The sequence below is a fragment of the Pseudomonas sp. Os17 genome (genome assembly GCF_001547895.1).
Taxonomy (GTDB): domain Bacteria; phylum Pseudomonadota; class Gammaproteobacteria; order Pseudomonadales; family Pseudomonadaceae; genus Aquipseudomonas.
On record NZ_AP014627.1, the window covers coordinates 2,694,330 to 2,716,016 of the forward strand.

Annotated in this window: 20 protein-coding genes and 2 pseudogenes; 8 read left to right on the forward strand and 14 right to left on the reverse strand. The window is 64.1% G+C overall.

The window, feature by feature from the left end; translation table 11 throughout:
- Positions 1–3: 3 nt before the first annotated feature.
- The 9 genes and pseudogenes from POS17_RS12205 to POS17_RS12245 form a co-directional block, all read right to left on the reverse strand.
- A complete protein-coding gene (locus POS17_RS12205) occupies positions 4–471 on the reverse strand; it encodes a hypothetical protein (protein WP_060838786.1) in 468 nt (155 codons plus the stop codon).
- A 70-nt stretch (positions 472–541) separates the two neighbouring features.
- A pseudogene (locus tag POS17_RS12210) lies at positions 542–943 on the reverse strand (GFA family protein); the annotation flags it as partial.
- Entirely contained in the window at positions 943–1,464 is a 522-nt protein-coding gene (locus tag POS17_RS12215) for a hypothetical protein (protein WP_060838787.1), read from the reverse strand. The pseudogene POS17_RS12210 and the gene POS17_RS12215, both read right to left, overlap by 1 nt.
- A complete protein-coding gene (locus POS17_RS12220; RefSeq protein ID WP_060838788.1) occupies positions 1,461–1,982 on the reverse strand; it encodes a hypothetical protein in 522 nt (173 codons plus the stop codon). The genes POS17_RS12215 and POS17_RS12220 overlap by 4 nt, the downstream gene beginning before the upstream one ends.
- On the reverse strand, positions 1,979–2,644 hold the full coding sequence (locus tag POS17_RS12225; protein ID WP_015635215.1) for a hypothetical protein: 666 nt from the start codon (positions 2,642–2,644) through the stop codon (positions 1,979–1,981). Before POS17_RS12225 ends, POS17_RS12220 begins: the two co-directional genes overlap by 4 nt.
- 174 nt (positions 2,645–2,818) lie before the next feature.
- Complete coding sequence (locus POS17_RS12230) at positions 2,819–4,132, reverse strand: NAD(P)/FAD-dependent oxidoreductase (protein ID WP_060838789.1); 1,314 nt, start codon at positions 4,130–4,132, stop codon at positions 2,819–2,821.
- A gap of 135 nt (positions 4,133–4,267) precedes the next feature.
- Entirely contained in the window at positions 4,268–5,632 is a 1,365-nt protein-coding gene (locus POS17_RS12235) for a glutamine synthetase family protein (protein ID WP_060838790.1), read from the reverse strand.
- Between the two features lie 630 nt (positions 5,633–6,262).
- Positions 6,263–6,922 carry a methyltransferase family protein gene (locus tag POS17_RS12240; protein WP_060838791.1) on the reverse strand — a complete coding sequence of 220 codons (660 nt, stop codon included), beginning with the start codon at positions 6,920–6,922 and terminating at the stop codon, positions 6,263–6,265.
- A gap of 81 nt (positions 6,923–7,003) precedes the next feature.
- A complete protein-coding gene (locus POS17_RS12245; RefSeq protein WP_060838792.1) occupies positions 7,004–7,900 on the reverse strand; it encodes a LysR family transcriptional regulator in 897 nt (298 codons plus the stop codon).
- Between the two features lie 161 nt (positions 7,901–8,061).
- On the opposite strand from POS17_RS12245, the gene POS17_RS12250 reads away from it, so the two are divergent.
- The 4 genes from POS17_RS12250 (at position 8,062) to POS17_RS12265 (ending at position 12,154) form a co-directional block, all read left to right on the forward strand.
- Positions 8,062–8,703, forward strand: coding sequence for a hydrolase (locus POS17_RS12250; protein WP_060838793.1), 642 nt, complete (start codon positions 8,062–8,064; stop codon positions 8,701–8,703).
- A 90-nt stretch (positions 8,704–8,793) separates the two neighbouring features.
- Entirely contained in the window at positions 8,794–9,621 is an 828-nt protein-coding gene (locus tag POS17_RS12255; RefSeq protein WP_060838794.1) for an alpha/beta fold hydrolase, read from the forward strand.
- 72 nt (positions 9,622–9,693) lie between these two features.
- Positions 9,694–10,272, forward strand: a complete 579-nt coding sequence (locus POS17_RS12260; RefSeq protein ID WP_060838795.1) for an antibiotic biosynthesis monooxygenase — start codon at positions 9,694–9,696, stop codon at positions 10,270–10,272.
- A 31-nt stretch (positions 10,273–10,303) separates the two neighbouring features.
- On the forward strand, positions 10,304–12,154 hold the full coding sequence (locus POS17_RS12265) for an amidohydrolase (RefSeq protein ID WP_060838796.1): 1,851 nt from the start codon (positions 10,304–10,306) through the stop codon (positions 12,152–12,154).
- 158 nt (positions 12,155–12,312) lie between these two features.
- Here POS17_RS12265 and POS17_RS12270 read toward each other — a convergent pair whose 3' ends face one another.
- Positions 12,313–12,642 carry a hypothetical protein gene (locus POS17_RS12270; RefSeq protein ID WP_041117563.1) on the reverse strand — a complete coding sequence of 110 codons (330 nt, stop codon included), beginning with the start codon at positions 12,640–12,642 and terminating at the stop codon, positions 12,313–12,315.
- 569 nt (positions 12,643–13,211) lie between these two features.
- On the opposite strand from POS17_RS12270, the gene POS17_RS12275 reads away from it, so the two are divergent.
- Entirely contained in the window at positions 13,212–15,572 is a 2,361-nt protein-coding gene (locus POS17_RS12275) for a DNA polymerase II (protein WP_060838797.1), read from the forward strand.
- 6 nt (positions 15,573–15,578) lie between these two features.
- Here the strand turns inward: POS17_RS12275 and POS17_RS12280 are convergent, their stop codons facing one another.
- Both POS17_RS12280 and POS17_RS12285 read right to left on the reverse strand, forming a co-directional pair.
- On the reverse strand, positions 15,579–15,908 hold the full coding sequence (locus tag POS17_RS12280) for a DHCW motif cupin fold protein (protein WP_060838798.1): 330 nt from the start codon (positions 15,906–15,908) through the stop codon (positions 15,579–15,581).
- 41 nt (positions 15,909–15,949) lie between these two features.
- A complete protein-coding gene (locus POS17_RS12285; protein ID WP_016968706.1) occupies positions 15,950–16,246 on the reverse strand; it encodes a hypothetical protein in 297 nt (98 codons plus the stop codon).
- Positions 16,247–16,527: 281 nt separating this feature from the next.
- Here POS17_RS12285 and POS17_RS12290 point away from each other — a divergent pair, with 281 nt between their 5' ends.
- Complete coding sequence (locus tag POS17_RS12290; protein ID WP_060838799.1) at positions 16,528–17,967, forward strand: serralysin family metalloprotease; 1,440 nt, start codon at positions 16,528–16,530, stop codon at positions 17,965–17,967.
- A gap of 129 nt (positions 17,968–18,096) precedes the next feature.
- Positions 18,097–18,699 carry an SUKH-3 domain-containing protein gene (locus tag POS17_RS30935; protein WP_129405577.1) on the forward strand — a complete coding sequence of 201 codons (603 nt, stop codon included), beginning with the start codon at positions 18,097–18,099 and terminating at the stop codon, positions 18,697–18,699.
- A gap of 154 nt (positions 18,700–18,853) precedes the next feature.
- Here POS17_RS30935 and POS17_RS12295 read toward each other — a convergent pair whose 3' ends face one another.
- Positions 18,854–19,603 (reverse strand): glycine-rich domain-containing protein, encoded by a 750-nt coding sequence (locus tag POS17_RS12295; RefSeq protein WP_060838800.1) that lies wholly within the window; start codon positions 19,601–19,603, stop codon positions 18,854–18,856.
- 112 nt (positions 19,604–19,715) lie between these two features.
- Here POS17_RS12295 and POS17_RS32690 point away from each other — a divergent pair.
- Positions 19,716–19,865, forward strand: a pseudogene (locus tag POS17_RS32690) (DUF2599 domain-containing protein); the annotation flags it as partial.
- Between the two features lie 24 nt (positions 19,866–19,889).
- Here the strand turns inward: POS17_RS32690 and POS17_RS12300 are convergent.
- Positions 19,890–21,512: an MFS transporter gene (locus tag POS17_RS12300; RefSeq protein WP_060838801.1), complete on the reverse strand. Its 1,623-nt coding sequence runs from the start codon at positions 21,510–21,512 to the stop codon at positions 19,890–19,892.
- Between the last annotated feature and the right edge of the window lie 175 nt (positions 21,513–21,687).

Below are 21,687 nucleotides of genomic sequence, written 5' to 3' on the forward strand. Positions count from 1 at the left end.
CCTTCAATCCGGCCATTTCCTCAAGCTCGCCCGGCATTCTTCAATCAGCTCGGGCATATGCTCGCGCACGTCCTGCCAACCCAGCATGCCCAGCAGCTCACGCGCTTCCTGGCGCAGGGGCAGCCACTGCGGGTGTTTGAAGCCGTTGTCCTCCAGCGTTACCCCGTAGGCCTCTCGGCACAGCGCTTCACAGCCGCTCAACAGGGCTTGCAGGCGCGGGTGCAGAGTGGGTGCCAGGTACGCCGGAAAGTGCTTCACGAAGCCCTCGAGATAATCCAGGTGGTTGGACCACAGGCCACACTCGGCGCAGCAGCCGACCTCCGTGCGCTGGCGGTCGGCCTCCGATGCCAGGAACTCCAGGGCCGGGCCCAGCTCTCCCAGCAGGATGATCTTTCGGTACTCGTCCTGGCCGTACCAGGTCCAGACGTTCGAGGCGAGGGGGCTGTCACGGTGCAGGGGTGTTTCACTCATGCGGTGGGCCTTTGTATTGGGTTGGCGCAGCGCTATCCAGAGCCTGTTCAGCTTCTGGAGCAACGGGTTGTTGCCCGGCGTTGAGCGGCGGTTGCGACGTAGGCTGCCAGCCGTCTGGCCAGCGATCGCTGAACGAATGGTGGGTTGGCATCAGGGCCGGGGCGCGGTTGTCGTCGAAGCAGCCCAGGAGCAAGGCAATGGTCGGTTGATCATCGATGGCCCCCAGGGAGCTGCCGCAGGCCCGGCAGAAGGCCCGGCTCGAATAGTCCGAAGACCTGAAGGTCGCCGGAGCGCCGGCGGGGCCGGTCCAGGTCACCTGGGTGCTGGGGAACTCGACCCAGGCCAGGGTCAGGGCGCCGCTGTGGCGCTGGCACAGTTTGCACGAGCAGGTATGGGGATTGGCGGCAGGCCCTCGGGCCTCGAAGCGAATCTGCCCGCACAGGCAGCCGCCCCGGTACAGGCTGGCAGTCATCAGCGTGGGTTCTCCTGAGGAATCAAACGGTCCTTTTCCAAGTCATGCAGCAGTTCATCGAGCATCTGTCTGCGGCTTTCGACCTGCACCGGCGGAACATACCAGGCCGCTACGCTATAGCCTTCACGACGGTAGTCGTAGGTCTTGAGCAGTTGGCCGTCCTTGAGCAGGCTGCCGCGCAAGTTGCTCTGGTAGGAGTAGGGCATGGGGAAGGTCAGCAGGGTGATGGCATTCAACGCGCCAAGCAACCCCGCGCTCTTGCCGCCTGGCTCGCTGATCAGCAGGCGGTAGCCGCTGCGGCTGTAGCCACCATCGAGAAAGGAGAAGGCTCCGGTTTGACGCAGGGCGGCGATGGTTTCCCGTTGCTCCTGTTCGTCGAAGCGACTTTTCACCGGGCCCAGGTCCAGGGTCAGCGGTACATAGGGATGTTGACTGCGGTAGTCCAGCGGTGCCATTCGGGTGCCACAACCGGTGATGATCAGTGCGCTGCACAGCAGGGTGGTCAAACCTATGGGGTTCATTGGGCCTGACTCGCGGTTGGCAACAGTTGATCCTGACGCAGATCGCCAGCAAAGGCGCGGGCGATGCGCTGGATATTCTGTTCTTGCATTTCACCGCCTTGATCCAGCAACCAGGTGTATTTATGCGTCAGGTTGCGATAGCTGTAGCGCTTGAGGAGCTTGCCCTCGTGCAGCAGGCTGATGTCGGTGTGGGTGTCGATGCCATTGGAGAGCGGCATCAGGAACAGAGTGGCTGCACTGAGGAAGATCAACGGCATTGGCGGCATGTCCCGCTCGGACTTGAACTGAATACGGGCGCTGTAGTCGCCAGCTTGTCCGGCGCCGGTCTGGACATCTGCGAACACCCCGGTGGCACGCAAGGCGTTACGTAACTCAGCGGCGCGTAATGGGTCATCGACCATCACATGCAGGGGCATCAAATAGGCTTGGCCATCCGTCAGCGGACGGTCCGGCAAGGTGTCGGTTGCTGTGCAGCCCGCGAGCAGCAGAAGGGCGCAAAGGGTCAGGCAGGATTTCATGGATGAATCTCCGCAGTGGCGTTGGCTGGGCTGGTTTGCTTGTCGACGGGAAGGATGAAGGGCTTGGCCTTGTCCAGATCCAGCGGCATCCATTGCAGCTCCGGCAGCCCCGGCACCTGGCGCTGGGCAATCACGGCGTCACGGGGCATCTGATTGCTCCAGGCAAAGAAGCACTGGGTCACTTGGCTGCAGACCGAGCGAAACTCGCCGATGTAATACGCCTTGCCCGCCTCCAGGCGCAGCGGCAATACGAACTCTTCGCGCGCTTCCTGGGATTGCAGTCGTGAGCCGAGCCCCGGGGTGTAGACCATGGACCAGAATTGGAAGTTGTAGAACTCGTAATCACCCGGTTTGAGCGGCATGACAAATACACTGCCGGCTGCGCGGGGTTCATGGATGTCCTCAGGCGTTGGCCGTGGGTCGCCCTCCCAGAGTGCCGCGGCGCCATTGATTGAGCCGCGCTTGCGAATCAGCAGGCGCAGGTTGGTGGCGGCACCGCCGCCGCCCAGGTACTGCGGGCCAATAGCGCCCACCAGATAGGTCGTGGGTTCGTTGGCTGCGGGTTGCAGAGGGGCGCTGACGATGGCGGCGGGTTGGCTGATGCAGCCAGAAACTATGCTGGTGGCCAGCAGCAAGGACGAAGCCTTGAGTACGCGGAACATGGGGAACCCTGAAAGTGACTTTGGACAAGGCGCAGGCAGGGAGGGAGGCATGAGTGTCTGTACATGGCCTTCCCTGGCGCCGCTCGTGAGCGGCGCGATGGTACGGAATCGGTTGGGCTTTGGGTAGTTGCGGCCACTGACAATGACCAGAGGGGGGGCCTATTGACCGAACCCTCAGCGCAGTTTCTCCAGCATCTGGTAGTACCACATGCCCGCCGCGAGCATCGGGTTGCCCAACTGGTCGCCGAGGGGCACGCGGATGTGTTGGCAGGCGGCGAAGGTGTCGTAGTGGCCGAGGTGGCCGGTCAGGGCTTCGGCCATGATCTCGCCCATGATGTGGCTGGTGGCCACGCCGTGCCCGGAGTAGCCCTGGCAGTACCAGACGTTGTCCGAAAGCTTGCCCAACTGGGGGATGCGGTTGATCACGATGCCCATGGCGCAGCTCCACTGGAAATCGATCCCCACGCCCTTGAGCGCCGGGAAGGTGCGCTCGATGCACGGGCGCAGTTCGCCGGCGATGTCCCGCGAATCCTTGCCGCTGTAGTTGGCGCCGCCACCAAACAGCAGGCGGCCATCGGCGGTCATGCGGTAGTAGTCGAGCACGAAGCGGCAGTCGTAGACCGCCAGATCCTCCGGGTTCAGGCGCCTGGCCAGGTCGCCCAACGGCTCGGTGGTGACGATGCCGCCCATGGCCGGGAAGATCTTGCCCTTGAGTTTTTTCGGCTCCAGCTTGTGGTAGACGTCGCCGGCCAGCAGCACCTGCTTGGCGTCGATGCGGCCCTGGGCGGTGATGACTGCCGGGCGCTCACCGTGGACGATTTCCAGCACCTGGCTGTGTTCGAAGATCAGCGCTCCCAGGCTTTCGGCAGCCCGGGCTTCGCCGAGGCACAGGTTCAGCGGGTGCAGGTGCAGGTTGCGGGTGTTCTTGATCGCGCCGTGATAGAGGTCGCTCTCCAGCAGTTCGCGGACCTGGGCCCGGTCCAGCAGGCTGACTTCGTCGCCCATGCCGCGGCGCACCGCTTCTTCGTAGTCGGCGCGCAGGCCCGGCAGGTGGCTGGGCTTGTAGGCGGCGTGCAGATGGCCGTGCTTGAGGTCACAGGCGATGGCGTACTTTTGCACCCGCTGCTGGATGATCCGGTGCCCGCGCCAGCGCAGGTTCCAGATGAAGTCGTCGACTTCCTTGCCGAGGCTGCGGCCCATCTGCTTGCGCATGGCCTCGTCGCCGGAAAGGCTGCCGGTGACCTGTCCGCCGTTGCGCCCACTGGCGCCCCAGCCGATCTTGTGGCTTTCGACGACGGCCACCTTGAGGCCACGTTCGGCCAGTTCCACCGCGCTGGCGACGCCGGTGAAGCCGCCGCCGATGATCACCACATCCGCTTGATGGGTGCCTTGCAGGGTCGGGTAGTGAGTTTCCTGGTTCAGGGTGGCGCTGTAGTAGCTGGGGCAGCGCTCGGCTGCCGGGGTCCGCGGGTCGAAGGCGGCGTTCATGGGCAATTCCTCGTAGACAATCAACCGGGTGGCCTGGCGGCGACCGGGAGGGGTAGGGGGCGGTGATCTGGCGGGCCCGGCTCAGGTTCGGCAAGGCCGCCTGCCTGGCCAGGCGCGCAGATCGTCACTGGGGGCTCAGGCCTGGGTCAGGTACCAGCGCCAGTCCTGCTCGCCGACTTCGGCCATGAACTGGCGGTATTCGGCGCGCTTGACCGCCAGGTACACCCCGAGGAACTCACTGCCCAGGGCATCTCGGGCCCAGGCCGATTGCTCCAGAGCGGTCAGCGAGGTCAGCCAGTCGGTGGGCAGCAACTCGGTGGCCTGGGCATAGCCGTTGCCCTCTACCGGATCCCCCGGATCGAGGTGTTCCCGCAGGCCGCGATGCACCCCGGCGAGAATCGCCGCTGCCGCGAGATAGGGGTTGGCGTCGGCACCGCAGATGCGGTGTTCGATGTGCCGGCTGTTGGCCGGGCCGCCGGGCACCCGCAGGCTCACGGTGCGATTGTCGACGCCCCAGGTGGGGGCCAGGGGCGCGTAGCTGTTGGCCTGGAAGCGCCGGTAGGAGTTGGCGTTGGGGCAGAACAGCAGCAGGGAGTCGAGCAGGGACGCGAGCATGCCGCCCACGGCCTCCCGCAGCAGCGGGGTGCCGGCCGGATTCTCGGAGGCGAACAGGTTGCGGCCCGCCGCATCGGCAATGCTCACGTGCATGTGCATGCCGGTGCCGGCCAGGTGATCGAACGGCTTGGCCATGAAGGTGGCCTGCATCCCGTGCTTGTGGGCCACGGCCTTGACCAGGCGCTTGTAGCGCACGGCCTGGTCCATGGCCTGCAGGGCATCGCCGTGCTCCAGGGTGATTTCCACCTGCCCCGGGGCGTATTCGGAGATCGCCGTGCGCGCTGGTATGCCTTGCAGTTTGCAGGCGGCGTAGAGGTCGGCGAGGAACGGCTCGATCTGCTCCAGCTCGCGCAGGCCATAGACCTGGGTGCTGCGCGGGCGCCCGCCGTCGGCGTCCAGGGCCGGTTGTGGTCGGCCGTTGCCGTCACGCTTGGCGTCCAGCAGGTAGAACTCCAGTTCGCAGGCCATTACCGGGTGGTAACCCTCGGCCTTGAGCCCGTCGATGACCTTGATCAGCAGGTGGCGCGGGTCGGCGATGCTGGCGGGCATGCCCTCTTGCGGGTGCATGCTGACCTGCACCGCGGCAGTGGGGATCTGCCGCCAGGGCAGGCGTACCAGGCTGCCGGCCAGTGGGTAGGCGCGGCAGTCGATATCGCCGACGTCCCACACCAGGCCGGAGTTCTCGACGTCGTCGCCATTGAGGGTCAGACCGAGGATGGTGCTGGGCAGCGGCCGGCCGCTTTCATACACCGCCAGCAGTTCTTCGCGGTGCAGCAGTTTGCCTCGGGGCACGCCGTTGGCGTCGAGGATGAACAGCTCGATCATGTCGATATCGGGGTGGGCGGCCAGGAAGTCACGGGCTTCATCGAGGGCGGCAAATTTCATCGGATTCTCGCTTGCGCCATTGGGGCGCGCAGGTTTTCAGGTCCTGCAACGACGCCGCGCACGGCTCGGTTGCAAGGGTAGAAATCAGTTCTGGGGCGTTACGCGCAGGGGCGCGCGATCAGGCCGCAGGCGAGTGATCCGGAGGACGTGAGGAGTGGCGCAGACGGGAGCGGCACAGGGCCATGGGCAGGTTGACCAGAAGCTTCATGGGCAGGACCTGTCCAGCAAGTACAAGCCGATAACGGCGGCGCGGTCCTCATGAACCTCATGAGGCGTGATGGGGCGTGAGCGGGGCAGCGAGAGCCGAGCGTCGACATCACCACCGCGGCCACAGTGCAGGGGCGCGGGAGCTGATCTGTCGAATCCGTGATACGGGCTCAGGGGGCACATCGCCGGGTGATCTCGCTGTCGAGTTCGTGGTGATTATTCTTGATAGGAACCGGGCACTGGCAGGGCGAATACAGGGCGCCGCAGGCTCAGGGCGGATCAATACTGCAAGAATCCGCCAGCCAATGTAAGGGGGGTAAAGGGCCCAAGGCCCCTGGCGAGCGCCCCTCAACCATGGGCAGAGGCGCGTGCTAGAGCGGTGCGTCCTTATCGGCAGAAGTGTCTGATTTTTTTTACAGCGCTTCAGTAGACACCGGGCAGCAGGCGCCAGCTACGGGCGCAATAATCTTCATACGCCTGGCCGAAATGCTCCAGCAACAGGGCTTCCTCGGCATGAATCCGCGCGATCAGCGGAATCAGGGTCAGCGCCGCCAGCAGCAGCCCCAGCCCCGAGCGAAACGCCAGGGCCCAGCCCACGGCGTTCACCAGCAAACCCAGGTAACTGGGGTTGCGCAGGTGGCGATAGAGGCCGTCTACCACCAACTGGTGACCGGGCTGGATCGCCACCAAGCCGCTGAAGCGCCGGCCGAGGATGAACACCGGCCACAGGCGCAGCACACCGCCGAGGATGAACAGCAAGGCGCCGAGCCAGCGCAGGCCTTCGCCGCCGAAAGTGCAGAAATCCATGCGGTCGCTGTAAGCCGGGACAAAGCCGCTCAACAGGCCGATCACCCCGAACACCGGCAGCACCCAACGGTTGCCCTGATCTTCCCGCACGCCGCTGCTCAGGTTGACCTCGCTGGACAGCGAAGCGACCACCATCAGCAGGGTGGCGAGGGTGATCAGGGTCAACTGTGGATGGCCGAAGAAGGTGGCGAAACCGCCAATGCCCCAGATCGCCAGGCCCAGGTAGGCGAGGGCGCCGAGAAGGCTGGAGACGGCCAGCCTGGGGGGGATTTTCATGATGAGCTGCGCCTATTCCGGGAACACTTCTCTGAGTGTAGGAGCCCGCTTGCGGGCGAAGGCGCACGTCTGTCAGCTGGCTCAGGCCACGGTTTTTTCCGTCAGGTGCTCCACCAGAAAGTCGATAAACACCCGAGTCTTCTGTGGCACCCGCCGCGCCGAGGGGTAGACCACGTTGATGCTGATGGGCGGCGCCTGCCATTCACACAGCACCGGCACCAGGCGTCCGGCCGCCAGGGCGTCTTCGACGATGAAGTCCGGCAGCAGGGCGATGCCCATGCCGGCCTCGGCGGCCTGGGCCAGCAGGTCGCCGTTGTTGGCGTGCAGCGGCCCGGTGACGTGCACCCGCTGGGTGTCGCTGCCGTTGTTCAATTGCAGGCTGACGCCGCTTTGCAGGTAGCCGTAGTTCAGGCACTGGTGGCTGCTCAGGTCCTTGGGATGACCGGGCACTCCGGCCCGGGCCAGGTAGCTGGGCGCGGCCACCATGATCCGCGGCGCCGGCGCCAGCTGCCGGGCCACCATCGACGAATCCGGCAGGCTGGCGATGCGCAGGGTGACGTCGAAACCGCCGCGCACCGGATCCACCTGCTGGTCGCTGAGCACCAGCTGCAACTCGATCAGCGGGTGCTGTTCATGGAACAGCGGCACCAGCGGCCCGAGCCGGCGCAGGCCGAAGGACATCGGCGCGTTGACCCGCAACACGCCGCGCAGTTCGGCGACGCCGTCCCGGGCCCGTTGTTCGGCCTCGTCCAGGGCCGCCAGCACCTCCCGGGCGTTTTCGTAGTACTCGGCGCCGGCTTCGGTCAGGTGCAGGCTGCGGGTGGTGCGCTGCAGCAGTTGCACGCCAATGGCCTCTTCCAGGGCCTGGATCTGTTTGCTGACCTTGGAGCGGGGCACGTCCATGGCCCGGGCGGCGGCGGCAAAGCCATTCTCATCAACGGTGACGACGAAAGCGCGCATGCATTGGATGCGGTCCATGATTGTCCCTTATTTGGAATCAATGATTCCCGATTTTAGGGAATTGTTCCGATTTCGGACAAGGCCTAAATTAGCCACCAAGCCGGACGCAACGGGGCGCAAGCAGCGCCATCAGCCGGTCATGTTCGACCCTCACTCTCTGACTGCAAAAGGAACGCCCCATGTCCATTCGTGAATTGCTCAACCCCGCCAACTCCGCCCTGATCCTCATCGACCACCAGCCGCAGATGGCCTTCGGCGTGCAATCGATCGATCGCCAGACCCTGAAGAACAACACCGTGGCCCTGGCCAAGGCGGCCAAGATCTTCAACGTGCCGAGCATCCTCACCTCGGTGGAAACCGAAAGCTTCAGCGGCTACATCTGGCCGGAACTGCTGGCGGTGTTCCCCGGTCAGCAGCCCATCGAACGCACCTCGATGAACTCCTGGGAAGACCGCAAGCTGGTGGAGGCGGTGAAGGCCACCGGGCGCAAGAAACTGGTGATGGCGGCGCTGTGGACCGAGGTCTGCCTGACTTTCCCGGCCCTGGAAGCCCTGGCCGAAGGTTATGAGGTGTACATCGTCACCGATGCCTCCGGCGGCACCAGCCAGGAAGCCCACGACATGGCCGTGCAGCGGATGATCCAGGCCGGCGCGGTGCCGGTGACCTGGCAACAGGTGCTGCTGGAATACCAGCGCGACTGGGCGCACAAGGACACCTACGACGCGGTCATGGGCCTGGTGCTGGAGCACAGCGGCGCCTACGGTATGGGCGTGGACTACGCCTACAGCATGGTGCACAAGGCCCCGCAACGTCAGCTGTAGGAGCCGGCTTGCCGGAGAAAAGGCCAGGACCTGATGTACCGGATGCCGTCGGTGTCCGGTGTTGATCTCTCGAACATAAGGACATTTGACATGAGCACCTTCATCACTCGCGACGGCACCGAACTCTATTACAAGGACTGGGGCAGCGGTCAGCCCGTGGTCTTCAGCCACGGCTGGCCCCTGAGCGCCGACAGCTGGGAGTCGCAGATGCTGTTCCTGGCCGAGCATGGCTACCGCGTCATCGCCCACGACCGGCGCGGCCATGGACGCTCCAGCCAGCCCTGGGACGGCAATGACATGGATACCTACGCCGACGACCTGGCGCAGTTGATCGAGCATCTGGACCTGCAGGACGCGGTGCTCCTGGGGTTCTCCACCGGCGGTGGCGAAGTGGCGCGTTACATCGGCCGCCATGGCACCGGGCGCCTGGCCAAGGCCGGGCTGATCTCGGCGGTGCCGCCGCTGATGCTCAAGACCGCAACCAACCCCGGGGGCCTGCCGCTGGAGGTGTTCGACGGCATCCGCGCCGGCGCCGTGGCCGACCGTTCGCAGCTGTACAAGGACATTGCCAGTGGCCCGTTCTTCGGCTTCAACCGTCCGGGGGCCAAGGTGTCCCAGGGCATGATCGACAGCTTCTGGCTGCAGGGCATGCAGGCCGGGCACAAGAATGCCTATGACTGCATCAAGGCGTTCTCCGAAACCGACTTCACCGAAGACCTGAAGCGCTTCGATATCCCGACCCTGGTGGTGCATGGCGACGATGATCAGATCGTGCCCATCGACGCTGCGGGCCGGGCGTCGGCCAAGCTGATCGCCAACGCCCGACTGCTGGTCTATCCCGGCGCGCCCCACGGCTTGACCGACACCCACAAGGAGCGTCTCAACCACGATCTGCTGACGTTCATCCAGCAACCTTGAGCTTAACTGTGAAGCGCGGGGGCAGCCGGGCTGCCCCCGATGCCATCTCCTCCCGGACCCTGGAGCCTTCTGATGAACATCGAACTCACCGATGGTGTCGTGACCCTGCTGGTGCGCCACCGGATCAAGCAGGGCCAGGAACAGGCCTATGAAACCTGGCTGCGGCAGATCATCGCCAAGGCCCGCAGCTACCCGGGACACCTGGGCATCGACGTGGTCCGCGGCCACAGCGGCGGTCTCGGGCTGTTCACCAGCGTGCTGCGCTTTGCCAGCACCGAGCAGTTGCAGAACTGGCTGGATTCCGCCGACCGCCGCGAGCTGGTAGAGCAGGCCCAGCACCTGCTGGCCGATGGCGACCAGACCGAAATCAACGCCGATCGCGAATTCTGGTTCACCCCCCAGGACAGCGCGGCGCCAACGCCACCGCCACGCTGGAAGCAGGCCTGCGTGACCTTCCTGGTGATCCTGCCGCTGAGCTTCCTGGTGCCGCAGTTGTGGAAGCCGGTGTTTGCCCTGCTGCCCTGGCTTGGTGGCTATGTGCCGGCCACGGTGCTGATCACCCTGAGCATCGTGCTGCTGGTGGTCTACGTCTTCATGCCCCGGGTCACGCGCCTGTTCCGCCGCTGGCTGCAACCGCGCAGCGCGGCCTGATTCCTTCCCGACCTTCGTTTGGAGCAATGCCATGAAACCCGATGCAATTGCGGATCTGATTCTGTTCAACGGCCGCCTGCACACCGTGGACCGGGCCCGGCCCCGGGCCAGCGCGGTGGCGATCAAGGACGGGCGCTTCATTGCCGTGGGCAATGACGCCCAGGCCATGGCCCTGCGCGGTGCCGGCACCCAGGTCATCGACCTGATGGGGCGCACGGTGATCCCCGGGCTCAACGACTCGCACTTGCACCTGATCCGCGGGGGACTCAACTACAACCTGGAACTGCGCTGGGAGGGCGTGCCGTCCCTGGCCGATGCCCTGCGCCTGCTCAAGGAACAGGCCCTGCGCACCCCGGCGCCGCAGTGGGTACGGGTGGTGGGCGGCTGGAACGAATTCCAGTTCGCCGAGAAGCGCATGCCGACCCTGGAGGAACTGAACCAGGCGGCGCCGGACACCCCGGTATTCGTCCTGCACCTGTATGACCGCGCCTTGCTCAACCGTGCCGCGCTGCGGGTGGTGGGCTACGACCGCAACACGCCGAACCCGCCCGGCGGCGAGATTGTCCGCGATGGCAATGGCAACCCCACCGGCATGCTGATCGCCCGGCCCAACGCGATGATTCTGTATGCGACCCTGGCCAAGGGGCCCAAGCTGCCACTGGAATATCAGGTCAACTCGACCCGCCAGTTCATGCGCGAGCTCAACCGCCTGGGGGTCACCAGTGCCATCGATGCCGGCGGCGGCTTCCAGAACTACCCGGATGACTATCAGGTGATCAACCAGCTGGCGGCTGAGCAGCAACTGACCGTGCGCATCGCCTACAACCTGTTCACCCAGAAGCCCAAGGAAGAACTGGCCGACTTCAAGCACTGGACGTCCAGTGTCACCTACGGTCAGGGCGACGACTTCCTGCGGCACAACGGGGCAGGGGAGATGCTGGTGTTCTCCGCCGCCGACTTCGAGGACTTCCTCGAACCGCGCCCCGATCTGCCGCAGACCATGGAGCAGGAGCTGGAACCGGTGGTGCGCCACCTGGTGGAGCAGCGCTGGCCGTTTCGCCTGCACGCCACCTACGACGAATCCATCTCGCGGATGCTCGACGTCTTCGAAAAGGTCGACCGCGACATCCCATTCAACGGCTTGCCGTGGTTCTTCGATCATGCGGAAACCATCAGCCCGAAAAACATCGAGCGGGTACGGGCCCTGGGCGGCGGCATCGCGATCCAGGACCGCATGGCCTTCCAGGGCGAGTACTTCGTCGAACGCTACGGCGCCAAGGCCGCCGAGATGACCCCGCCGATCCAGCGCATGCTCGCCGAAGGCATTCCGGTGGGTGCCGGCACCGACGCCACCCGGGTGTCCAGCTACAACCCCTGGACCTCCTTGTACTGGATGGTCAGCGGTCGCACGGTTGGTGGGCTGGAGCTGTATCCCCAGGGCTTGAGCCGCGACACCGCGCTGGAACTGTATACCCACGGCAGCGCCTGGTTCTCTTCGGAACAGGGCAAGAAAGGCCAGATCAAGGTCGGGCAACTGGCGGACCTGGTGGCCCTGTCGGCGGACTACTTCAGCGTCGAGGAAGAGGCGATCAAGTGGATCGAATCCCTGCTGACCGTGGTGGACGGCAAGGTGGTCCACGCGGCCGGCGACTTCGCCAAACTGGCCCCGCCGAGCCTGCCGGTGACCCCGGACTGGTCGCCGGTGGCCAAGGTGCCGGGGCATTGGAAGCCCAACGCACCGCTGCAGAACCAGGTGCACCAGTGCAGCGGACCCTGCGCGGTGCATGCCCACGGGCACCAGAAGGCGCGTATGTCGAATGTGCCGGTGAGTGACTTCCAGGGGTTCTGGGGGGCGTTTGGGTGTTCGTGTTTTGCGTTCTGACCTGTAGGAGCCGGCTTGCCGGCGATAGGGATCTTCAGGATGCTTTCGCCGGCAAGCCGGCTCCTACACATTGAGTTCAATAAAAAAGGGCGCTCTTTAAGAGCGCCCTTTTTATTGTTGGAACAACTAATTAGTTTTCAGAAAATTAACCGAACTGCTCAACAAAACCGATCAATAACCCGAACTTCCGATTTGTCCCGCAGTGATTGCCATTCGGCTTTCAGGGTCTCCAGTACCCGGCCGATGAAGTCCTTGTCGGCGGCGGCTTTCTTGCCGACGTAGCCCTGGCCGCGGCGGTACATCTTCAGGCGGGCTGCCAGCTCCCGGTTGTTCTGGTCGAACTCTGCTTCATGGCTATGGGGCGACAGGCAGTCGATGTGCACTTGGCCCGACTTGGCAATCCACAGAATGTGGCTGTCGTGGCTGTCTTTCTGTGCGGCGAACATGCGTGCCAATTCATCAATAGTGGGTTGATTATTAAGATTCATTTGTAGCCCCCTTGACCATTTATCGATCTATCTAAGTTGATTCGCTAATTCATCTTGCTACGTCGGTAAGTTGAACCCTGATACCGGAAACAGGGCGACAGAGGGTGTCTGTCGGATACAGATAAGGCCCAGAGCCTGATGCGTGTAGTTGCCTTGATTAACTGCTACGCAATAGCGTCACAACGAAGAGAAGCAGCGTAAACCTGGATGAAGCTGCCGACATTCCCACCATCGGCCACAAGCATCTTGAAGAGTTTTCGCCGGCTTCCGGTCCTTGTACTGGACGATCAATGCCAGGTCAGTTTCATCAATCTGCCTTGTGGGCAGTACACATCCGGGTCACAGCTCGGCGGTCAGACGAGCTTGCTCATAACACCTTTGCCTCGTCCCCCGATCGGGGAGACGTCTGCATCATGCAAGGGCGAAATCTTCGCGTCAACGGTTTTGTAGTGAAAATTTTCAAGCACTACATATTGTCTGACAAAAGCGTCAAAGCCATCATCCAGACACCCTATCGCCGCCCGGGACAGGTAGAATCGGCGCCTTGAAACGGCTCTGAGGTTGCAGCGGTGGATGTACAACAAGGCTTCGTCCTGACCCGGCACTGGCGCGATACGCCGTCAGGCACGGAAGTCGAACTCTGGCTGGCCACCGATCAGGGGCCGCGGCGGCTCCGCTTGCCGTTGCAGACTTCCGTAGCCTTTATCCCGGCGGTGCAGCGTCCTCAGGCCGAACGCTTGCTGGCGGACGACCCGGATGTCGAGCTGCGCCCCCTGCAACTGCGGGACTTCCATCAGCGCCCGGTGCTGGGCCTGTACTGCCCGCAACACAATCAGCTGATGCGACTGGACAAGACCCTGCGCCGCGCCGGCGTCGAGGTGTTCGAGGCCGATGTGCGGCCGCCCGAGCGCTACCTGATGGAGCGTTTCATCACCGCGCCGGTGTCTTTCGGCGGCCTGCCAGGGCCCGACGGTCTGCTGCTGGAAGCGCAGATGAAGCCGGCGCCGGACTACCGCCCAACCCTCAAGCTGGTGTCCCTGGACATCGAGACCAGCGAACGCGGCGAGCTCTATTCCATCGCCCTGGAAGGCTGCGGCCAGCGCCAGGTGTACATGCTCGGCAAGGCCCGGGAAGACGACAGCGCGGTGGATTTCGACCTGGAGTTCTGCGCCAGCCGCGAGCAGTTGCTGGAGAAACTCAACCAATGGCTGGCCGAGCACGACCCGGACGCGATCATTGGCTGGAACCTGGTGCAGTTCGACCTGCGGGTGCTCCACGAGCATGCCCGGCGCCTGGCGGTACCGCTGCGCCTGGGACGTGGCGGCGAGGAAATGCAGTGGCGCGAGCACGGCAGCCGTACCCACTATTTCGCCTCGGCCGCCGGCCGCTTGATCATCGACGGCATCGAAGCGTTGCGTTCGGCGACCTGGAGCTTCCCGTCCTTCAGCCTGGAAAACGTCGCCCAGACGCTGCTGGGGGAGGGCAAGTCGATCGACAACCCCTACCAGCGCATGGACGAAATCAACCGCATGTTCGCCGAGGACAAGCCGGCCCTGGCCCGCTACAACCTCAAGGACTGCGAACTGGTGACGCGGATCTTCGCCAAGACCGAGCTGCTGACCTTTCTGCTGGAGCGGGCCACCGTCACCGGGCTACCCGCCGACCGCAGTGGCGGTTCGGTGGCCGCTTTCACCCACCTGTACATGCCGCTGATGCATCGCCAGGGCTTCGTCGCGCCCAACCTCGGCGAACTGCCGCCCCAGGCCAGCCCCGGCGGCTTTGTCATGGATTCGCGGCCCGGGTTCTACGAGTCGGTGCTGGTGCTGGACTACAAGAGCCTGTACCCGTCGATCATCCGCAGCTTCCTGATCGACCCGGTGGGTCTGGTGGAAGGCCTGCGCCAACCGGACGAGCAGCATTCGGTGGCGGGCTTTCGCGGCGCGCGTTTTTCCCGCACCCGGCATTGCCTGCCCTCGATCGTGACCCGGGTCGCCGAGGGCCGCGAGGTAGCCAAGCGCGAGCACAATGCGCCGCTGTCCCAGGCGTTGAAGATCATTATGAACGCCTTCTACGGGGTGCTGGGTTCCAGCGGTTGTCGTTTTTTCGACCCGCGCCTGGCGTCCTCCATCACCTTGCGCGGCCACGAGATCATGGCCCGCACCCGGCAGTTGATCGAAGCCCAGGGGCATCAGGTGATTTATGGCGATACCGACTCGACTTTCGTCTGGCTCGGCAGCCTGCATGACGAGGAGCAGGCGGCGTCGATCGGCCGTGCCCTGGTGGCCCACGTCAACCAGTGGTGGCGCGAGCACCTGCAGCAAGAGTACGGCCTGGAAAGCGCCCTGGAGTTGCAGTTCGAAACCCACTACAAGCGCTTTCTGATGCCCACCATCCGCGGCGCCGAGGAGGGCAGCAAGAAGCGTTACGCCGGGCTGGTGCAGCGCGCCGATGGCCGCCAGGAGATGGTCTACAAGGGCCTGGAAACCGTGCGCACCGACTGGTCGCCCCTGGCCCGGGAATTCCAGCAGGAGCTGTACCGGCGGATCTTCCACCGCCAGCCCTATCAGGACTATGTGCGCGACTACGTGCACCGCACCCTGGCCGGGCAACTGGATGATTTGCTGATTTACCGCAAGCGCCTGCGCCGGCCGCTGGATGACTACGAGCGCAACGTGCCGCCCCATGTCCGCGCCGCGCGCCTGGCCGATGACTACAACCGCGAGCAGGGCCGGCCGTTGCAGTACCAGAACGGCGGCTGGATCAGCTACGTGATTACCCTGGCCGGTCCCGAGCCCCTGGAAAACCGCCGCGCCGCCATCGACTACGAGCACTACCTGACCCGGCAATTGCAACCGGTGGCAGACGCCATCCTGCCCTTTGTCCAGGACGATTTCAGCACCCTGGTGGGTGGCCAGATGGGCCTGTTCTGAAGCGCCTCAATCCACCACGAACAACTTGGCCCCCCGCGCAGTAGATGAGCGGTGCGGCTCGGCGTTGTCCGCCACCTGATAGCTCATGCCCGGGGTCAGCACGAAGCGCCGGCCGTCCTCCAGTTCGGTGTGCAGTTCGCCTTCCAGGCACAGCAGGATGTGGCCCTTGGAGCACCAGTGGTCGGCCAGGTAGCCCGGGGTGTATTCGACCATGCGCACGCGGATCGCGCCGAACTGCCGGGTGCGCCAGAACGCGCTGCCGGTTTCGCCGCGATGCTCGGTGGGTTCGATCGTCGACCAGTCGGTGGTGGCGAAGGGGAGTGCGCTGATGTGCATGCTCGGCTCTTGTGGTTGAGGGAGAAAAGACTAAGGGCGGCTCAATCGTCCACCGCTTCGCACAGGCCACTGGCGCCATGCTTGTCGGTGTACTTCACGGTCACCGAATCGTCGTCTTCGACGCTGATGGCCAGGGTGATTTCAGCGGTCTTGACCTGGAAATGCCGGTCATCCACGGCGCTGTTCTTGACCGCCTTGCCGTTGATGTAAATCGGTCCGCCCTGGTCGGCGCTGACCGCCAGATTGCCCGGGCAGGAGACGTTGAACAGCGGAATGCCTTCGGCGTGGGCAGCGCCGGCGAAGATCATCAAAGTGCCCAGCAGCAGGATTTTGCGCATAGCGGACTCCTCATGGAACAGCGGCGGGGCAGCGCTTGGTGTGAGCATTTTCTGCCTCCGATCGCTGCTTAGCCTATCCGCTGCCGGAGCGGCGCGCGAGTGGAAAATCGACCCCGAGCCAGAGCGCTTTCGGACGATTGTCAGACAAAGAAAATCGTGGACTGGAAGTTGACGATTGTGTCAGTTTTTCTGCGCCTCAACGGGCGAGTGATAGGACGATCTCGCGGGCGGGGTCGTGGCTGTTCTATCGGAAAATTTTTGTCTTGAACAAGGACGTAGCAATGTCGAAGACACTCTCGCAAATCAACGAAAACGCGATCATTCCCGGTGCAGCGGCCAGCAGTGCCTACCTGCAGGTCCAGACCTTCAGCCACCTGTATGACCGCGGTGGCAGCGCGCTGGTGAACGGCAAGCCATCCTTCACCGCCGACCAGGCGGCGGATTCGATCCTGCGCAAGGGCCTGTCCTGGCATGACCAGAATGGCGACGGCAAGATCGACCTGACCTACAGTTTCCTCACTGAAAAGCCGGCCAACTACAACCCGGCCCTGGGCAGCTTCAGCGAGTTCAGCGCCTTGCAGAAGGCCCAGGCGCTGTTGTCCCTGCAGTCCTGGTCGGACGTGGCCAACGTCACCTTCAGCGAGGCCGCCAAGGGTGGCGATGGTCACATGACCTTCGGCAACTACAACGTCAGCACCGGCGGCGCAGCCTTCGCCTACCTGCCGTCCGGCGGCAGCTACGATGGCCAGTCCTGGTACCTGATCAACGACCAGTATCGGGTCAACGAAACCCCGGGCAACGGCAACTACGGCCGTCAGACCCTGACCCACGAGATCGGCCACACCCTGGGCCTGTCCCACCCGGGTGTGTACAACGCCGGCAACGGCAACCCCACCTACAACGATGTCACCTACGCCCAGGACACCCGCGGCTACAGCCTGATGAGCTACTGGAGCGAGGGCAACACCGGGCAGAACTTCAGCAAGGACGGCAGCGGCGCCTATGCTTCGGCACCGTTGCTCGACGATATCGTCGCGGTGCAGAAGCTCTATGGCGCCAACCTTGAAACCCGCGCGGACGACACGGTGTACGGCTTCAACTCCAACACCGGGCGGGATTTCTACAGTGCCCACTCCAATGCCGACAAACTGGTGTTCGCGGTGTGGGACGGCGGCGGCAATGACACCCTGGACTTCTCCGGCTTCAGCCAGAACCAGAAGATCAACCTCAACCAGGGCGGCTTCTCCGACGTTGGCGGCCTGGTGGGCAACGTCTCCATCGCCCACGGCGTGACCGTGGAAAACGCCATCGGCGGTTCGGGCAATGACCTGCTGATCGGCAACGCTGCGGCGAACATCCTCGAAGGCGGTGCCGGCAACGACATCCTCTACGGCGGTGGCGGTGGCGATACGCTGTGGGGCGGGGCAGGGGCCGACACCTTCGTGTTCGGCGCAGCTTCAGATTCGACCTTCGACGCCCCGGACTGGATCATGGATTTCGCCAGTGGCGAGGACAAGATCGACCTCAGCGGCCTGTTTGCCTCCACCGGCGCCACCCTGAACTTCGTCAGCGGCTTCACCGGCCACGCGGGCGATGCGATCCTCACCTACTTCGCCGAAACCAACCAGACCAGCCTGATGATCGACCTCACCGGTCATGGCGCGGTGGACTTCGCCGTGGGCACCGTGGGCCAGGCGGCTGTCACCGACATCATCGCCTGATTGATCGGAAACAGTGGAGCGGCGCGCGATGCGCCGCTTCCACATCACTCTTCCCCTTGTTTTCCCCGGTCCTGGGCAGGTTTGATCGAGGCAGGCATTGGCTGGCCGTCGATAGTCGTGGATGTCGACTTGACGCGCAGAGCAGCTGATAGCCTTCCGGCAGGGGCCGTATACAGGGCTTTTGCGGTTTTCCTGCACTTTGATTATCTTCGCCGCATGAACCTCCTTACTCCGAACATAGAGCCGTTTTTCAGAGATGCCGGGTGGGCCCCTGGCAGGGCCGTTGTGGTTGATAGTCACGTACCCCGCGCACATCCGGCATTTCGCATCCTGCAAGCATTTGGCGAATTGACCGTAGGGCATACCGGCGCGGGGGCGGAGTGTGCCTCTAGTGACATAGAGTTTGGGTGTCCTGCGTGCCCCGATGAACAAGTACATGGCTGGCAAGAAGCGCTGCACACCCACTTTGTTTGCCTGGGTGATGTACATCATGGTCATGCACAGCTCTGGCTGGATAGCCAAGGCCGTTTGTTCTCGAACGGATTGGTCGCGCCCATAATGCTTTTTGTTGGGCATGATTTTGCTCAAGGCGTCGAGGCCCTGCTCAAAGGGTATCGATTACGCCCCATGCTGTTGCCGTCGCAAGAAGAAGTCATGGTATGGGGCGAGCGTTTTCGGACTGGCGATCCGCTTGTTCTAACGCCCGGTTTTTTTCACGCCCGCGCGCTCTGATGTGGGTGCTGGGCATCGCGCCCAGCCCGTGTGCCTGTGTCGGTTTCGCTCAACGCTCAGGCAAGCCTCCTGGTCTGCGCCCGCGCCAGGCAAATCACAGCGCCAGGACATTGCCTCGGCCACCTGGCTGTCGGTGGCGCTGGCCCACGGGTGATCAGTCGCCGCCCCCGCCGCCACAACCGCCGCCCCCGCAACCGCTGCTGTCGCCCCCGCCGCCATCGCTGCCGCCACTGTCCCCGTCGCCGCCGAAACGCGAGCCGTCACTGTCGCTGCCACTGCTGGAGGAGTCGCTGTCGAAGGAACTGCTGTACAGCTCGCTGCCGCAGTGCACCACGGCAGCCGTGGTGGCGTTGTCCGTCAGACGCCGCAGGGACTGGCAGTCAGCGACGTAGTGAAAGCCCCGAGCGATTTTCAGCTTGGCATCCAGGGCGAACAGCAGCGGCAGGCGGCTGGGCTGGGCAGGGTTGATGTTTTCTTCCAGGCAGGCCAGACGCCAGACCCGACGCAGGCCGTTGTCGCTTTTGCGCGCAGCGTTCTGGCCGAGCACCGCGGCGGGAGTGTGATGGAGGAACTGGCCGAAGGCCTTGTCGCAGAACTGCTGATAATCCCGGGTATGCAGGATGAACTCGTGCCACAGGTCGTCCACCACCTGGGATGGCATCGACACGTAGTGCTGGCCGCCCTTGAGGTAGGCCAGGAAGAACTGGCGCAAGCCCTGGGCCACCAGTTGGCAGTCCTTGAGGCTCAGGTGCGGATGCTGGGTGCGCAGCGGTTCGAACAGCCTGGGCGGCAGGGTGAAATTGCGGATATGGGCTTCCCGGCGCAAGGCCTGGAGGGCGTTCTGACGGCGCCACAACATCAGGATCAAGGCCAGGGCCAGCACCGTGGGAAAGATCAACAGCATGTTCGGACTCCGCCGGAAAAAGTGCCGAGACAGTGGCGCAACCCGGGGCTTTATTCAAGCCGCTCTACACCTGTGCCTGTTGCCCAGGGCGCGGGCCGACCGGGGCAGCGACATGCTGGCCCGCCTCAACCCGCTGGACAGCGACACCCGGCAGGATTGCGGCGGCCCGTCGAAGCCCGCATTCCTGTGCTCCGGGGGGCTGTTCCGGGCCGCCTGGCCATGCACCGACCATCAGTTCCTCAGCATCAGCCCGAAAGCCAGGCCAGCGGCGGAGCGGGCTTGGCCATCAGCCATGGTTGATGTCCACATCGCGGGTTTCCCGCAGGCACAACAACCCCACCACCAGGCTGACCCCGGTAATCAGCACCGGGTACCACAGGCCATAGAAGATGTCGCCGGTGTAGACCACCAGGGCAAAGGACACGGTCGGCAGGAAACCACCGAACCAGCCGTTGCCGATGTGGTAGGGCAGGGACATCGAGGTGTAGCGGATCCGCGTCGGAAACAGTTCCACCATCAGCGCCGCCAGCGGCCCGTAGCACATGGCGGCAATCAGGATCAGCGCCACGATCAGCACCACCACCATGGGCTTGTTGACGTTCTGGGTATCGGCCTGCTGCGGATAGCCGGCCAGGGTCACCGCGCCGCGCAGGGCCGCTTCGTCGAAGCCGTCGATCTTCACCTCGCCGACGCTGACCTGCACCGGGCTACCGGCCGGGGCGGCGACGCTGCTGTAGGGCAGACCCTGTTTCACCAGGAAGGTCTTGACCTTGTCGCAGGGGCTGTCGAAGCGCGCCTTGCCCACCGGGTCGAACTGGAAGGTGCAGGTGGCCGGGTCGGCGCTGACGCTGATCGGCGCCTGGCGGCTGGCCTGGTCGATGGCCGGGTTGGCGTAGTGGGCCAGGGCCTTGAAGATCGGGAAGTACAGCAGCGTGGCCAGCAACAGGCCGAGCATCAGCACCGGCTTGCGGCCGACCTTGTCCGAGAGCCAGCCGAAGAAGATGAACATCGGCGCGCCGATCACCACGCTGATGATCAGCAGGCTGTTGGCCAGGGCCGGGTCCATCTTGAGGAACTGGGTCAGGAAGAACAACACGTAGAACTGCGCGGCATAGAAGGTCACCGCCTGCCCGGCGTTGATGCTGAACAGGGCGATCAGCACCACCTTGAGGTTCTCCCATTTGCCGAAGGACTCGCGGATCGGTGCCTTGCTGGCGCGGCCTTCCTCTTTCATTTTCAGGAAGGCTGGCGACTCGTGCAGGCTCATGCGGATCCAGGTGGAGATGCCCAGCAGGACGATGGACAGCAGGAACGGCAAGCGCCAGCCCCAGACCTCGAACTGATCGCCAGTGAAGTAACGGCAGGCCAGCACCACCAGCAGCGACAGCAGCAGGCCCAGGGTCGCGGTGGACTGGATCCAGCTGGTGTGCAAGCCACGCTTGCCCTGGGGCGCGTGCTCGGCGACATAGGTCGCGGCGCCACCGTACTCACCGCCCAGGGCCAGGCCCTGGAGCATGCGCAGGGCCACCAGGATGATTGGCGCGGCGATGCCGATGCTGGCGTAGTTGGGCAGCAGGCCCACGGCGAAGGTCGCCATGCCCATGAGGACGATGGTGGCGAGGAAGGTGTACTTGCGCCCGATCATGTCCCCCAGGCGCCCGAACACCAGGGCACCGAACGGTCGCACGACGAAGCCGGCGGCGAAGGCCATCAAGGCGAAGATGAACGCCGTGGTGTCATTGACCCCGGCGAAGAACTGCTTGCTGATCACCGCCGCCAGGGCGCCATAGAGAAAGAAGTCGTACCACTCGAACACCGTGCCGAGGGACGAGGCGAAGATGACCTTCTGCCCGCCTTGGGCGGTGGTGTCCTGCAGGGTGGGGTTCAGGGGCTGTACGTGTTCTGACATGGGGGGCTTCCTTACAGTGATTATTGTTGTTGTTCCACTGCCGACGCCGTGACCGGCGCCGTTGTTGCGGGCTTACCGCGCGCGCGTTAAGCCTTCGTTTCCCTGCCGACCGTAGGAGCTGGCTTGCCAGCGAAGCGGCCCCTACATCGGGTGCAACTGTTACCGCTATTGCGTA